The sequence below is a fragment of the Clostridium sp. DSM 17811 genome (assembly GCF_018861905.1).
In the GTDB taxonomy this organism is placed as follows: domain Bacteria; phylum Bacillota; class Clostridia; order Clostridiales; family Clostridiaceae; genus Clostridium_AD; species Clostridium_AD frigoriphilum.
Map to the genome: position 1 here is coordinate 131,069 of NZ_JAHLDU010000001.1, position 15,088 is coordinate 146,156.

Annotated in this window: 18 protein-coding genes and 1 pseudogene; 6 read left to right on the forward strand and 13 right to left on the reverse strand. The window is 32.6% G+C overall.

Annotated features, from left to right (window positions below; genetic code table 11):
* Positions 1–3: 3 nt before the first annotated feature.
* Positions 4–312: pseudogene (locus tag KPL44_RS00580) on the reverse strand (TetR-like C-terminal domain-containing protein); the annotation flags it as partial.
* A gap of 137 nt (positions 313–449) precedes the next feature.
* On the opposite strand from KPL44_RS00580, the gene KPL44_RS00585 reads away from it, so the two are divergent.
* The 3 genes from KPL44_RS00585 to KPL44_RS00595 all read left to right on the forward strand — a co-directional run bounded on the left by KPL44_RS00585 (position 450) and on the right by KPL44_RS00595 (position 3,073).
* Positions 450–1,259 carry a nitroreductase family protein gene (locus tag KPL44_RS00585; protein ID WP_216246467.1) on the forward strand — a complete coding sequence of 270 codons (810 nt, stop codon included), beginning with the start codon at positions 450–452 and terminating at the stop codon, positions 1,257–1,259.
* A gap of 36 nt (positions 1,260–1,295) precedes the next feature.
* Positions 1,296–2,069 (forward strand): SDR family oxidoreductase, encoded by a 774-nt coding sequence (locus KPL44_RS00590; protein ID WP_216246468.1) that lies wholly within the window; start codon positions 1,296–1,298, stop codon positions 2,067–2,069.
* 98 nt (positions 2,070–2,167) lie between these two features.
* Positions 2,168–3,073, forward strand: coding sequence for an AEC family transporter (locus tag KPL44_RS00595; RefSeq protein ID WP_216246470.1), 906 nt, complete (start codon positions 2,168–2,170; stop codon positions 3,071–3,073).
* A 60-nt stretch (positions 3,074–3,133) separates the two neighbouring features.
* Here KPL44_RS00595 and KPL44_RS00600 read toward each other — a convergent pair whose 3' ends face one another.
* On the reverse strand, positions 3,134–4,039 hold the full coding sequence (locus KPL44_RS00600; RefSeq protein WP_216246472.1) for a pentapeptide repeat-containing protein: 906 nt from the start codon (positions 4,037–4,039) through the stop codon (positions 3,134–3,136).
* Between the two features lie 269 nt (positions 4,040–4,308).
* On the opposite strand from KPL44_RS00600, the gene KPL44_RS00605 reads away from it, so the two are divergent.
* Both KPL44_RS00605 and KPL44_RS00610 read left to right on the forward strand, forming a co-directional pair.
* Positions 4,309–4,839: a CDP-alcohol phosphatidyltransferase family protein gene (locus KPL44_RS00605; RefSeq protein WP_216247096.1), complete on the forward strand. Its 531-nt coding sequence runs from the start codon at positions 4,309–4,311 to the stop codon at positions 4,837–4,839.
* A 116-nt stretch (positions 4,840–4,955) separates the two neighbouring features.
* Entirely contained in the window at positions 4,956–5,342 is a 387-nt protein-coding gene (locus KPL44_RS00610) for a hypothetical protein (RefSeq protein WP_216246474.1), read from the forward strand.
* A 336-nt stretch (positions 5,343–5,678) separates the two neighbouring features.
* Here KPL44_RS00610 and pyrE read toward each other — a convergent pair whose 3' ends face one another.
* From pyrE to pyrB, 7 genes are all read right to left on the reverse strand, one after another.
* On the reverse strand, positions 5,679–6,245 hold the full coding sequence (gene pyrE / locus KPL44_RS00615; RefSeq protein WP_216246476.1) for an orotate phosphoribosyltransferase: 567 nt from the start codon (positions 6,243–6,245) through the stop codon (positions 5,679–5,681).
* Positions 6,246–6,286: 41 nt separating this feature from the next.
* Entirely contained in the window at positions 6,287–7,183 is an 897-nt protein-coding gene (locus tag KPL44_RS00620) for a dihydroorotate dehydrogenase (RefSeq protein WP_216246478.1), read from the reverse strand.
* Entirely contained in the window at positions 7,176–7,910 is a 735-nt protein-coding gene (locus KPL44_RS00625; RefSeq protein ID WP_216246480.1) for a dihydroorotate dehydrogenase electron transfer subunit, read from the reverse strand. Before KPL44_RS00625 ends, KPL44_RS00620 begins: the two co-directional genes overlap by 8 nt.
* A 34-nt stretch (positions 7,911–7,944) precedes the next feature.
* The gene (pyrF, locus tag KPL44_RS00630) at positions 7,945–8,811 is read right to left on the reverse strand and encodes an orotidine-5'-phosphate decarboxylase (RefSeq protein ID WP_216246483.1); all 867 of its coding nucleotides are present in this window, start codon (positions 8,809–8,811) and stop codon (positions 7,945–7,947) included.
* Positions 8,812–8,833: 22 nt separating this feature from the next.
* On the reverse strand, positions 8,834–10,051 hold the full coding sequence (locus tag KPL44_RS00635) for a dihydroorotase (protein ID WP_216246484.1): 1,218 nt from the start codon (positions 10,049–10,051) through the stop codon (positions 8,834–8,836).
* Between the two features lie 65 nt (positions 10,052–10,116).
* Positions 10,117–10,551 (reverse strand): aspartate carbamoyltransferase regulatory subunit, encoded by a 435-nt coding sequence (locus KPL44_RS00640; RefSeq protein ID WP_071614337.1) that lies wholly within the window; start codon positions 10,549–10,551, stop codon positions 10,117–10,119.
* Entirely contained in the window at positions 10,551–11,477 is a 927-nt protein-coding gene (gene pyrB / locus KPL44_RS00645; protein WP_216246485.1) for an aspartate carbamoyltransferase, read from the reverse strand. Before pyrB ends, KPL44_RS00640 begins: the two co-directional genes overlap by 1 nt.
* Before the next feature lie 481 nt (positions 11,478–11,958).
* On the opposite strand from pyrB, the gene KPL44_RS00650 reads away from it, so the two are divergent.
* Positions 11,959–12,135 carry a hypothetical protein gene (locus KPL44_RS00650; RefSeq protein WP_216246486.1) on the forward strand — a complete coding sequence of 59 codons (177 nt, stop codon included), beginning with the start codon at positions 11,959–11,961 and terminating at the stop codon, positions 12,133–12,135.
* Positions 12,136–12,190: 55 nt separating this feature from the next.
* Here KPL44_RS00650 and dhaM read toward each other — a convergent pair whose 3' ends face one another.
* The 4 genes from dhaM to KPL44_RS00670 form a co-directional block, all read right to left on the reverse strand.
* Positions 12,191–12,580, reverse strand: a complete 390-nt coding sequence (dhaM, locus tag KPL44_RS00655) for a dihydroxyacetone kinase phosphoryl donor subunit DhaM (RefSeq protein ID WP_216246487.1) — start codon at positions 12,578–12,580, stop codon at positions 12,191–12,193.
* A gap of 3 nt (positions 12,581–12,583) precedes the next feature.
* The gene (gene dhaL / locus KPL44_RS00660) at positions 12,584–13,234 is read right to left on the reverse strand and encodes a dihydroxyacetone kinase subunit DhaL (protein WP_216247097.1); all 651 of its coding nucleotides are present in this window, start codon (positions 13,232–13,234) and stop codon (positions 12,584–12,586) included.
* A 62-nt stretch (positions 13,235–13,296) separates the two neighbouring features.
* A complete protein-coding gene (gene dhaK, locus KPL44_RS00665) occupies positions 13,297–14,295 on the reverse strand; it encodes a dihydroxyacetone kinase subunit DhaK (protein ID WP_216246488.1) in 999 nt (332 codons plus the stop codon).
* 187 nt (positions 14,296–14,482) lie between these two features.
* Positions 14,483–14,968, reverse strand: a complete 486-nt coding sequence (locus KPL44_RS00670; protein ID WP_216246489.1) for a hypothetical protein — start codon at positions 14,966–14,968, stop codon at positions 14,483–14,485.
* Positions 14,969–15,088 lie beyond the last annotated feature (120 nt).

A 15,088-nucleotide genomic window follows, 5' to 3' on the forward strand; every position in this document is an offset into this window, starting at 1 on the left:
TATTTATGAATATATACTAGACTTAAATCCTTCAAGTACATAATTTATCAAGGTTTCTACAAAGGTACTATCTATTACTTCTCCAGTTATCATTAATCTATAGAATACAGGTCCCCAAATTAAATCAATGTTTACCTCTATATTCAGATCTTTTCTCAATTCTCCTCTTGAAATTCCACGTTCTAAAATTTGTTTTGAAATATTTCGGCGAGGCTTAAAATATACTGTACGATATGCCTCAGCTACCTTTGGATCAGATTATCCTTCTTCTATTATTTCATTAAATACATTTCCTTCCTTGCTCATTAGGAACGTTTAGTATACTATATAATTATAGAACACGTTCGGTTTTATTCGAACTACTTTATTAGTTTAAATAAAAAGTTAAATATAAGAAGGAAAAATATTCACTAAATTTTATCAGATATTATGCAAGGAGGAATAAAAAAATGAATTTAATAACTGTAGATCAAGAGAAATGTATCAAATGTGGAATTTGTGCAAATGAATGTCCTGAACAGATATTAAGAATTGGAGAAAATGGTCCAGAAGCTATTTCCGAAAAATGTATTGCCTGTGGACATTGTGTAGCTGTTTGTCCTAAAAAAGCTATTAATAATGTAAAATCGCCATTAGTCAATCAAAAAAATGCAAAAGAATTTCCAAAATTAAGTCCTGAAGAAGCAGAAAACTTTCTTCGTTCAAGACGTGCTATTCGATCTTATAAAGAAACTCCTGTCCCAAGAGAAAAATTAACGGATCTGGTTAATATCGCACATTTCGCTCCTACTGGACATAATTTGCAAGGTATATCTTATATGATCATAGATGATAGAAATATACTTGATAAAGCTGTTGAACTTATTGCTAAGGAATTTGAACATGATAAATTATTAAGTGAGATATATGATAGCTATATTAAATCTTTTCGTAATGAAGGAATTGATGCTATTTTGAGAGGGGCACCTTGCCTTGTTCTAGCAACCGCTGACGTAGATTTTCCACGAGGAAGAGAAAATTCTATTTTTTCATTAGCATATATGGAACTATATGCCCCAACACTTGGATTGGGATCGTGTTGGGCTGGAGTATTTGAAAAGATTGCACTTAAAGATAATTCGCCTATGCTTAAATTACTTAATATTCCTAAAGGCAAAAAAATAACAGGTGCCGTTATGGTTGGATACCCAAAATATAGTTATCCAAGGTTAGTAGATAGAAATCCATTGCAAGTTACTTTTTATGAATCCAATATCTAATATTTGAATTTGTAAATCAATTATAAAGGAGAGAAAATGAAAGATTTCTTAGAAAAGTTTAGTTTAAAAGGAAAAAAAGCTATTGTAACGGGTGGTACTAAAGGTCTTGGTTATGGAATGGCAGAAGGATTATTAGAAGCTGGTTGTGAAGTGGCAATTATTGGTTCTTCTGATAAAACAAAGTCGACAGCAGCAGCTTTTGTTGAACAAGGTTATAAATGCCATGGTGTAAAAGCAGATTTAAGAAACACACAAGATAATTATCGAGCATTTGATGATTGCTTAGCAGCACTGAATGGTGACTTGGATATTCTAGTAACAGCAGCCGGCATTCAAAGAAGACACAGAGCAGAAGATTTCCCCATCGAGGAATGGGATGAGGTTATGAGTATTAATCTTCGTTCTGTATTTATTATGTGTCAATTGGCTGGAAAAACAATGTTAAAACAAAGTTCAGGAAGAATTATTAATATTGCTTCTATGACCTCGTTTTTCGGGAGTGAACTGATACCTGCGTATGCGGCAAGTAAAGGTGGAATTGCGCAATTAACTAAAGCACTTTCCAATGAATGGTCATCAAAAGGGGTAAATGTAAATGCAATTGCCCCAGGATACATGGTAACAAAATTAACGGCAGATATGAAAGAAAAAAATCCAAAACAATATGAAGAGATTACTGGAAGAATTCCAAAACATCGCTGGGGACAAGCGGAGGATCTTAAAGGATTATCTGTATTTCTTTCTAGTGAAGCATCTTCTTATATCACAGGTGCAATTATTCCAGTAGATGGAGGATATCTAGGGAAATAATATAAATAACAAAATGAAAAGACATTGTATGCCTTAATATTAAGCGTATATAATGTCTTTTCATTGTGTTTTATTTGATAAAAGAAAGGTTGATAAAAATGAATGCTATAATAGCAAAAGCACTAACCTTGATGGCAATTATACTAATTGGATATATATTTAAGAAGGTAAACATATTAAAAAAACAAGATTTTGAAGTAATTTCCAGTATTGTTTTAAAGCTAACATTGCCATGTGCAATTATTGCAAATTTAAATGGAACAAAACTAAGTTTTGAAATGCTGTTTATTATTATCATTGGATTTGGTTTTAATATTTTTCTAGTGATAGCTGGATATTTTATGAGAAAAAACAAAACAGATAAAAGCTTTTCTATGCTGAACTTATCAGGATTTAATATCGGCAACTTTACTTTACCATTTGTAAGCGGTGTTTTTTCTTCGACCAGTGTACTTGCAACTTGTATGTTTGATGCAGGAAATTCTATTATGTGTTTAGGCATGACATATGGATTTGCTTCAGCAATACAGGATTCATCGAATAAATTTGATTATAAAATTGTATTTAAGAAAGTAGTATCCTCAGTACCTGTGTGTACTTACATGTTTATGATAGTATTATCTATATGTAATATACTCATTCCATCAAACTTAATCATATTTGCACAAACCATAGGATCAGCAAATACATTTTTATCTATGCTTATGATCGGGATCGCCATTGAAGTACATTTTAATAAGAAAATTATCGCTCTAATATGGAAGCACATAATAGTACGTTATAGTATTTGTGGATTATTAGCATTGTTTATTTTCTTTATGTCTCCAATTTCTTTAGAAATGCGACAAACAATTGTTATTTTATTATTTTCACCAATTACAAGCCTAGCAACTGTTTATACACAAAAATTAGGAGGTAATACAGAGTTATCTGCATGTATTAATTCTGTATCTATAATTCTTTCAGTTATTATAATAACTGTATTAATATTATTGTTTTCATAATATTAATACAGTTAGGTGTTATACTTTGTCATGAGTGAACTGAGCATGTTACATAGTTAATTATTTTAACCAATACGTTGGGCGAGTTAGTAATATTGGTAACTTTGTATTCCAATCTCCCTTAGCTGTGTTGATTTGGGATTGAGTAAGAAATATACTGTCTGTAAGATTAGCTCCACTCAGATCGGTATCTCTTAAATCAGCCCCTATAAGGTCAGCACCACTAAGATCGACTCCTTTAAGATTTGCTGCAATAAGGCATGCTCCTCTTAAGTTTGCACCTCTTAGATTAGTTTTTCTAAGGTCTGAACCAATAAGATCTGCACCTTGAGCCTTTGTTTTCTGATGCTTTGAAGGGTTCTTCTGTCCCCTACATGCTTTAGCTCGAACAAGTTCGCTAGTTTTAAAAAGTAGAACATTAACATTGTCCCTGTGTGATTCTACATCCAGTCCTATAAGAGAATCTGGACTAAGATTAGTAAGACGTATAGTCTCATTTATTATAGAATTGAGCTTCTCTTTTTCAGAATGAGCCACTTGTAATCTGCTTGCCTCTTTCAGATACCATAACATTTCATGAAGTTGCCTCATTATTAGAAATACCTCAAACATTTGTTTTGCAGATTCTGGAACCAGCCTCCAATCGTGTCCACTATATGTAACTTGAGCTACCTTTTGACCTGCACCAAAACAATCATACGCAGTGCAACCCTTAAGACCCTTATCCCTTAAATTTTTGTGAACAGAGCAATTAAAGTCCGATTGTAGGTTTATGCAAGGCCTACCAGCATCTTTGTCGATTGGAAAGCCTTCAGACGCTGAAAAGTACAATGCAACGCAGCACAATCCAAAACATTTTTTACAGTCAACTCTCAAATTATCGAGACTCGCGTCAATAGAAGATACAAATTCTTTGTTATTTCCAGATAATTCTTGATCATACTTATTTTTATATGGATATATCATATTTATTCACCTCATAATTGTAAAACTTTAATAAATTTCACTTATTAAGTATAACATAGGCAATATATTATTCAACTTCTAAAAACATTCTTATAATTTTATTGTATCTCATCAGGAACTTTTAAACTTAAGGAAATAATTTATACTTATCCATGTTAAATATTTGAATAATAACACTACTATCTTGTATAATTAAATATGAACACAATAGCAAATTATTGGGTATATAAATAGAAAACTTTCAAAAATATACTGGAGGAGTTGATGAGATAAAAACAATACCAAATTGTATATCTTTTAGTAGAATAGTTTTTTCTCTGATCTTGATTTTTGTTAAGCCATTAAGCATGACCTTTTATGTAATATATATTATTTGTGGATTCAGTGATATTGCGGATGGATTTATCGCAAGAAAGACAAAAACAACAAGCACACTTGGTGCAAAGATTGATTCCATAGCTGACATGATAATGATAATTGTATTATTATCTATACTTTATCCAATCGTAAATCCTTCAACTGAAATCATACTTTGGATTATTTCAATTGCTATTATCAGATTAGCATCAATGCTTGTAGCCCTAAAAAAATATAAAACCTTTGCAAGTCTTCACACTTACGGGAATAAAATCACCGGCATAGTTTTATTCATATTTCCAATACTTCTTCCTTATATCCATACAACTGTGTTGATGTATATACTTTGTGCTGTAGCAAGCATATCAGCAATTGAGGAATTAGTTATTCAGCTGACATCAAGTCAACTACAACTAAATAAACAAAGTATATTTGAAAAATGAGCGCAATCATTAGATGTGGTAATAAACGTATTATGATAGCCCATTATCTACGCTGATAAATTCCTACATAATCCGATCATTAAATTGTGACTTATAAATTAAAAGGAGTAATATGTATGAAAGAAAAAAGGCCTGTATTAGTAACTTATATTGTTGATTTAAATTTTTTAAATGTTTTTTTACTGATAATATCATTATTCCCAAAGTTTACTGAACAATTTGGAATTGTTACGGCAACACCTACTTTTTCTAATGTTACAATTAAAGCCTTATTCCTTTTAATTCTATTAACAATATCTTATGGATTATTAAGGCTTAAAAAATGGGGTTATTGGCTAATGATAACCTACAATATGTTTTTTCTAATATTATCTATTATTTATTTATTAAAACTTACCGGACCATCATCTTATAATCAAGGCTGGATATCTTCCATTTTAGGACTATCTCTTATATTTTCAGCGAAGCGATACTTTATTAAATCATCTCCTGAGGAGCTATAATATTAATAATTTTAATAAGGTAAGCCCCCCATTTGGGACTTACCTTCACACATATTACTCAAAGGATACTCACCGCCCTTTCACCGAACTAATTAGTTTTCTTCGTCAATGCTAACAAAAGTATATATATTGCGCAAAATGCGTTCGAACAAATCGTAGTAATTCTTAATTTATTTTATTTCCAATTGCGTAAAGAAAAATGCATGTTTGAACGCAGTGAGTTTGCATTTTTTAGCAAATGGAAATAAAAGAAATTTTAGAATTACACGATAACGTGAGCGCATTTAAGCAATATATACTTTTAGTTATAGCATTGGCGAAGAAAATGGATACCTTTTATTTTATGTTGCGGCTTCCAGGCTTTATGTATGGTGATCCACTTTTACAAAGTGGGCAATCTGCTGGATCGTAACTTTCAATATCAAGTTTTATAGCGCTGTATATAGGATAATCAATAGTGCTACTTCCTCTATCTACTATACAACATATACCAACTACTTCAGCTCCAAGTCCTTTTAATACTTCTATTGTTTCTAAAGAAGATTTACCGGTAGTCACTACATCCTCTGTAATTAAAACTTTTTGTCCCTTTTTAATTTCAAATCCACGCCTAAGTTCGAAAGTGCCATTTACTCTTTCAGTAAATATAGCAGGTTTTCCAGTTTGTCTACCTACTTCATAAGCTACTACTATTCCTCCCATTGCAGGTCCTACTACTATATCAAACTCTATATCTTTTATTTTGTCAGCAACTATGCTAAGTACTTTTGCAGATTTATCAGGATATTGAAGAAGTTTTGCACATTGGCAATATCTATTGCTGTGTCTTCCTGATGATAACAGAAAATGTCCCTCAAGTAGTGCTCCTGATTCTTTTAATATATCTAAAACATTTATATTCATATAATCTCCTCCTATTTTAAGTACATGGCGCCTAAGTTTCCTTATATAATTCCTCTAATTTCACTTAAATCTTTGATACCTTCTTTGATCATATACTTCTCAATTCCCTCTATTATATCTATACAAACATCAGGTTTTATAAAATTCGCAGTTCCAACGCTAACGGCCTGTGCTCCCACCATTATAAATTCTATAGCATCTTCGAATGTGGATATACCACCCATTCCCACAACTGGAACGTCTACGGCTTTGCATACTTCATGCACCATTCTAAGTGCCATAGGTTTTATTGCCGGTCCTGATACCCCTGCATATATATTATTAAATATTGCACGCCTATTATGTATATCTACTGCCATACCTTTAAAAGTATTCACTAAAGATAATGCGTCCGCTCCAGCTTCGCAGCATTTATATGCCATATCTACTATATCCTCAGCATTTGGTGATAACTTAACCATAAGAGGTTTTTTGCATACACTTTTAACCTGGCGTACCACATCATATGCTACCTTTGATTTAATTCCAAAAGCCATACCTCCACATAATACATTAGGACAAGATATATTTAACTCAATTATGTCTACGGCCTCGTTATTTAATCTTTCTATTGCAGCCATATATTCCTCAACGCTACTACCACCAACATTTGCGATTATAGCTGTATTGTATTCTAGCATCAATGGAAGTTCTTTAGTTATAAACTTTTCAATACCTGGATTTTGAAGCCCTACACTATTTAACATTCCACCACGGGATTCATAAATTCTTATTCCATCATTTCCTTGTTTACTATGTAGCGTAAGACCCTTGCCAGATATACCACCAAGTCTTCCTACATCGTAATAATCTTTATATTCCTCACCAAATCCAAAAGTTCCAGATGCAGCTATAACAGGATTTTTTAAAACTACTCCACATAATTCTACTTTAGTCATTAAAGATCAAATCCTTTCCGTTAAACACTGGGCCATCTTTACATGTCCTCTTATTTCCACCCTTGGTTTTACAAGTGCAAACAAGACATGCACCTATTCCACAGGCCATATGATTTTCCATAGACACATATACTGGAACGTATGCATCATTACACATAGTTATAACTTTTCTCATCATAATTTCTGGTCCACAACAAATAACTGTTCTATAATCTTTTGGATTTAGTATGTCTGTTATGTATCCTTTATGACCAATTTTACCGCTTTCTGTGGATAAGTTTATTTTATTTACATATTTTTCCACAGAATCCACAGAATAATCCACAGTTTTAAACCCAGAATACAAATCTATTTCACAACCAGTAAGCTTTTTGATCAAATAAACAAGTGGTGCTATACCAATTCCACCAGATACAACAGCAATTTTCCCTTTAATCTTATCTACCTCAAATCCATTTCCCAGTGGTCCCATTATCTGAAGTTCATCATTTTCCTTAAGTTTACTAAGATGTTTTGTTCCTTGCCCTACTATTTGATATAAAAAACTTATTTTCTCATCATCTACATTATATACACTTATAGGTCTTGGTAATAGTGGTTCAAGTTGACCCGTTTTTAACATAAAAAATTGTCCTGGTTTAATGTTAAATTTCCCTTTTATAGAAAGCTTATACACACCCTCACTTATTAAAACATTCTCATATGTCTTCTCGACTGAGTATTTCAAATAAACCCCTCCAGTGCTTAATAAAAATCATATATTATTTATTAGCTGCTTTTCGTATAGCATCTCTCATTTTTATAGCTTCTGCCCTAGCACACTGCTCAAAATGACTTCCACCATTTTCAACTTTTTTATAAGCAAGCAATATACTTCTAGATGCATTCACAACTCCGCCATTTCCGTTTTTCAAATAAATAGCTACGTCATTTGCGGCTCCACCTTGTGCTCCATAACCTGGTATTAAGAAAAACATTTTTCCAAGGTCTTTTCTCATCTTTAGTCCTTCATCTATATGAGTACATCCAACAACCCCACCTACAGAGCTGTAACCACATTCTCCCATAAATTCACTACCGATCTTTAATAATTTTTCTCCAACTATATCATAAACTTTTTTATTCTCTTTATTCTCTATATATTCTATATCTTCTGCACCTTTATTCGAGGTTCTTACTAGAGAAAATAATCCTTTTTCATTGTTTTTTACATAAGGTAGATATGGCTGAATACTGTCCATCCCCATATATGGATTAACAGTTATAAAATCACTTTCAAAGTCTCCTTCAAAATGTGCTTTAGCATACATTTGAGCAGTTTTAGCAATGTCCCCTCTTTTAATATCTGCAATTGCTAAACATCCTTTGCTTTTTATATAAGTTAAAGTGTCCTTATATACTTTTAGACCATTTAAGCCAAGTGCTTCATAATATGCTATTTGTACCTTATAACATGCGGCGATGTCATATGTAGCATCAATTATCATTTGATTAAATCTATATAATGCGTGTTCATCATGCATAAATTTATTTCTAAACTCTACTGGTAAATACTCCAAATCAGTGTCAAGACCTACACACACATTACCTTTTTTTTCTACGCTTTCAAATAATCTATCTATAATCAATCATTATTCCACCTTTGCTATCTTATTTGCTTATCCACTCTTCGTTTTGTCCCACTTTAGCTTTGTAAATTATTCTTCCTGCTTTAATAGTACACATCACTTTACCTACTACACTCTTACCATCAAAAGGAGAATTATGTCCTTTTGATAAAAATTGTGAGCAATCAATATTGTACTTAGATTTAATGTCTAAGAGAACCAAGTCTCCATCAAATCCAATTTTAATTTCACCCTTATTTAGCATCATAATTTTAGCTGGGTTTTTGGACATCAACTCAGAAAGTTTATTTATAGTAATGTGACCTTCTTCTACCAGCTTAGTGTAACATACTGGAAAGGAGGTTTCTAGCCCTGATATACCAGGTGCTCCATTTATTTTGTCTTGGACGCTGTGTGGTGCGTGATCCGTTGCTATAACATCCACAAAGCCATCTTGCATCGCCTTAATTATAAAGTTTACATCCTCCATTTTTCTCATAGGTGGATTTACTCTATACTGCGTTTCCTCTGTTAATGCTATATGATGTGGTGTAACCTCGCAGGTAACTCGTGCCCCCTGTTTTTTACCATCTATAACATCCTTCATAGCTTCTTTCGTACTAACATGAGCTAAGTGAAGCTTGCAACCAGTGAATTTTGAAAGAGCGATATCTCTCCAAGTCATCATATTTTCTGCGAGCCTCGTATCAATATCTACTAATTCTTCATTTTCAGCATGAGATATTATTGTTAAATTCTTCTCTTTAGCTGCAACCATCGCCTCAAGCATTATACGACTATTAGAAACACCCTTACCATCATCGGATATAAATCTCACTTTCGGTGTTAGCTGATATAAATGATCTATAGATTTTCCAAGTAAATCCTCTGTAATTGATGCACATTGATGAATATCAACAAGATCTATTTCGCTCGCTTTTTCAAGAACCTTATCTATTACGTCCATTGAGCTACATACTGGCTTTGTATTTGCCATTAAATTTATTGCAGTATAACCACCCCGAACTGCTGCTCTACTTCCTGATAACAAGTCTTCTTTATACGTATATCCAGGTTCTCTAAAATGACTGTGAAGATCTATGAAAGAGGGTGATAAAACATATCCCTCTCCATCTAGTACCTCACAGTCTTTTTGCAAATCTTTTCCTATTTCATATATTATCCCTTTATTTATATACACATCGAAAATAGAATCTTGTGATGAATCAACTACTCTTGCGTTTTTTATTAATAATTCCATTAGTTTATCATCCTTTCACGCTTTATTTAAACTGAACATACCTTTTAATTCAAATTACGTGTTTATTATGATATATTATTTGGGTTATTAATCTCATCACAATACATACATCTATATTCGCCTTTTTCTCTATTCGATAGATAAAAACTATGTTGAATTTCTTGTTCTGTAGATGTAATACATCTTGGATTAATGCATTTTATTATGTTTTCAACATTGTCAGGTAATTTTAATTTAATTTTACTTTCAATTTTTTCTCCAGTTATTATATCTATTGTTATGTTAGGATCTATAAATCCTAAAACTGTATAATCTATATCAATCTCGTTTTCTATTTTAATTATATCTTTTCTCCCAAGTTTACCACTAGGTGCATTCATAATGAGCGCCACAGTAAATTCGGCTTTATCTAAACCTAAGTAGTTGAATATTTTAAGTCCTACACCAGCTTTAATATGATCTATTACTATTCCTCTTTTTATACTATTTATACTTACCATTATTTATCAGCCCCCAAAAGTTTAGCAATAAGTGCCATTCTTACATACATACCATACTTTGCTTGTCTAAAGTAACATGCCCTTGGATCAGTATCTAATTCCACAGCTATTTCATTAACTCTAGGAAGTGGGTGAAGTATTATCATATCTTTCTTAGCTTTTAGCATTTTTTCTTTGTTTAATATATAAATATCTTTAAGCCTTATATAATCTTCCTCATTAAAGAATCTTTCTTTTTGAACCCTAGTCATATACAATATATCAAGATCTCCGATTACATCTTCTAATTTTTCAACCTCTTCAAATTCTATGTTATTTTTCTCAAGTACTTCTTCTTTAATATATTTAGGAATTTTTAATTCATTTGGAGCTATTAATATAAACTTAACATTTTCGTATCTTGACATGGCTTTTATTAATGAATGAACTGTTCTACCAAACTTTAAATCACCACAAACTCCTATTGTTAAGTTTGATAATGTTCCTTTAATATTTCTTATGGTTAAAAGATCTGTTAATGTTTGAGTTGGATGTTGATGACCACCATCACCTGCATTTATTACTGGCATTTGAGAATTCATAGCTGCAACCTTAGCTGCTCCTTCTTTAGGATGTCTCATTGCTGCGATATCAGCATAACACTCTACAGTTCGTATAGTATCAGCTACACTTTCTCCCTTTGATGCCGAACTAGATTGTGCCTCAGAAAAACCTAACACCTCGCCTCCAAGTCTTAACATTGCTGCTTCAAAACTTAATCTTGTACGTGTGCTTGGTTCATAAAACAATGTTGCCAAAATCTTTCCATCACATATGTGAGAATAATCCTTAGGATTTTTAATTATTTCATCTGCATAATCAAAAATCTCCTCTAGTTCTAGTAGTGATAAATCCATTGGGTCAATCAAATTTCTTCCTTTTAACATATTATATCCTCTCCTTCTCAGTCTCTCGGACTAAATTTAAAGGTACATTAGCACTCTTAATATTGTGTTCATTTTATGACTTTTTTATAAACAAAAAACGCCATCTCTGTTATGAGAAGGCGTAGTAATAACACTTTAAATATCTACTTCCTTCTCGATCTCTCGGACCAAATTAAAGGTAATTTTTTATCTATGCTTTTGTCTTATATTACTATATAATTTAGTCTTTGTCAACATAATTTGCAATGCAGCTGTATTAACTTTTGTGTCTAGCATATAAATTATATTATTACATTTAGTCACCAACTATTTGAACATACTGTTCTAAAATATATCATTCACACATACAATCTAATTAAGAACAATTCAGATATAGACAAGCCAAAATAAATAAGCATAATTGAAAATATACTTTAACCGATTGAGCATGTTTTAATACATTTATACAGTATAAATAATCTATAAATAGGGGGATATGACTATGGATACTGGGATTACTCAATCTATTGCAGAATTACAACAAGCTGAACAAAACTTTAAATATGCAGATCCTGAGTTTGTTGCCATTGCAATAATGCAGCTATTAGCTGCTAGAATGAAAGTTGATATCTTATTAAGACTAAAGAAACAAAACGGAGCCACTTCAATTGATCCATGAATCTAATCTATTTGGTGATAATGTCTTCATTATATAAATGCTTATCGTATAATATTTATGACATTTTATGAAGACATAATTTCTTAACTGCCTCTTCAATTCGGTGTAAACCTTTACCAATACTACTGTCTACGGCTATGGTAATTGCTCCTTCAACTAGTGCAACGTCTAAAACCTTCACATTTTTCTGCATCTCATCTGTTAATGATTCAATCGCCATTTGAGCATTCATGCATGCACTACCAAGGTCAAATAACACAACAACCCCGTCCTCTGAGTACACTTGTTTTATTGCTACAATTATTTTTTCTAAATCCGTTCCAAGTTCATTATCGCTAGTCCCTCCAGCGGATGCAATAGGTACATTTTTTGCCATTTGAAGCGCTAATTCTTTTACCCCTTCCGCTACCTTACTACTATGTGAAACTATCACAATTCCTACCATTTATTACACCTTACTTTCATTTATGTTTTTTACTTCTTCAAAAATAGTATTTAATATTAAATAACTTGAAGTTGCACCTGCATCTTGATGACCTATACTTCTTTCGCCAAGATAACTAGCTCTTCCTTTAGTAGCAATTATAGTTTTTGTATATTCAACGCCTTGCATTGCACCATCTTTAGAAGCTTTTAGAATCCCAAGTGCTGTTTGTCCTGCATTCTCTGCTTTTTTCATAGCAACAATTGCTGGCGCCAAGGCATCAATCATTGTTTTTTCTCCCCTTTGAGCTTTTCCACGCATCATAACTCCGCCAAGGGCAGCTTCGAGTATCTTAATATAATCTTTAATATCAATATCCGATTTACCATTAATGGCGGCCGACGCTTTCATAAATGCTGTGCCATATAATGGCCCTGCTGCTCCTCCGACATTCGATACTAGTGCCATACCTGTTTTCTTAAGAATAACTCCGATATCAAGTCCATCATCATCCTTTAATTTTGTTACAACTGCATTAAACCCTTTATTCATGTTTATTCCATGATCCCCATCACCTATAGCTGCATCAAGCTCACTTAAATAAAGCTTGTTTTTTTCAAGTACTTCTGCAATTTTATTTAAAATTAATATTACTTGTAATCCTGTAATGCTCATTTTCTCACATCCTTCCTTATATTTAAGCGTTTTCATTTTAGATATCTTAATTTGTTATGTTACTATAACACTTTTAATGCTGGTGTATCTGCCTGTGCATCCAAAAGAACTTTTAATTCATCATCTAGTTTTAAAAGCGTAACAGAACATCCTGTCATTTCAAGAGAAGTCATAAACTCACCAACAAAAGTTTTATAAACTTTTATCCCCTTTTCTTCTAACATCTTATAAACTTTTCTATTGACGATATATAACTCCATTAGTGGAGTTGATGCAAGTCCATTGACCATAACAGCAACCTCATCTCCGCCCGTAAGTGTCATATCAGTTAATATTTTTCCTACCATATTATCTACTAGTTCATCAACAGGTTTAATTGTTTGTCTATGAGTGCCTGGCTCTCCATGAATACCGATACCAATTTCAATTTCATCCTCAGCTAGTGTAAAGTTAGGTTTTCCAAGTGCAGGGACTATGCAAGGTGTTAGTGCAATTCCCATACTTCGTACATTATCAATTACCTTTTGTGCTACCGCCTTAACTTCTTCTAAACTCGCTCCTGTTTCTGCTTTTGCACCAGCTATTTTATGCACAAATACAGTTCCAGCTACCCCACGTCTTCCTGCTGTAAAAAGACTATTCTCAACTGCTACATCGTCATTAACAACGACACTTGCAACTTTTATATCTTCCATTTGTGCCATTTCACTTGCCATTTCAAAATTCATTACATCTCCTGTATAGTTTTTAACAACCAAAAGAACTCCTGCTCCTCCATTAACGGCTTTTATAGCTTCATATATTGGATCTGGAGCAGGTGACGTAAATACCGGCCCTAAAACCGCTGCATTTAGCATTCCATGTCCTACATAACCTGCATGTGCTGGCTCATGACCACTTCCCCCTCCACTAACTAAAGCAACTTTCCCGGATATTGGTGAAACTTTTCTAACAATTACGTTCGCATTTTCAAGTTTTCTAATATAAGTTGGATGTGCCATTACCATACCTTCTAACATCTCTTCAACAACAGATTCTGGGTTATTAATTAATTTTTTCATTTATATTCTCCTCCATTCATTATAAAGTTAATCATACCTTATATCTTCTACAAATGAGTGAGCATTCCTCCAAATATTCAGACTATTTATTTTAAAGTTTGAATATGTCCCAAAAATGTTAAGGCAAGAATAATTTTATATTATCGTCGCCTTAACATTTTGCATTTATGTTCAAAGATTTTTAATTTTACTTAGAAGCTTGTGTGCTCTTCATAGCTGCCTGCACCTTTGTGTTTATTGTATTAGCTTGCACTTGTGTAATCACTTTGCTAGTAACTAATGATGCTAATTGATTATTTTTAGAATTTGATCCTTCTGTTGGTTTTGTACCACTTGGTTTTTCACCCTTAGCAGGTGCACTACCAGTTGGTTTTTCGCCACCCTCTTTAGCTGTACCACTTGGTTTTTCGCCACTTGGCATAGCTTTTGCGACTACAGCAAGAACTTTGTCAGACTGAGATTGTGTTATTGTTTTATCTGTAACTAACGCTTTAAGAACAGTTGTGTACGTCGTTTTCATTGTCGATGAATCAGGTTTTGATGTTTCTGTAGTTGCAGTTGAAGCTGTTGATGTCGTAGTCGCAGCTGTTGTTTTTGAACCACATCCAACAAACATTGCCATAGTTATAGACGCAGCTATTAATATCGATGTTATTTTTTTAGCGTTTTTCATTTTTGCACCATCCATTTTAGTTTATTATTTTTTTCGTGTTTATAATAAAATATTTAATAAGTTTCTATATATTTATAGTAGCAGTTAATTATTGCAAAATTATCAAATAAACATGTAAAC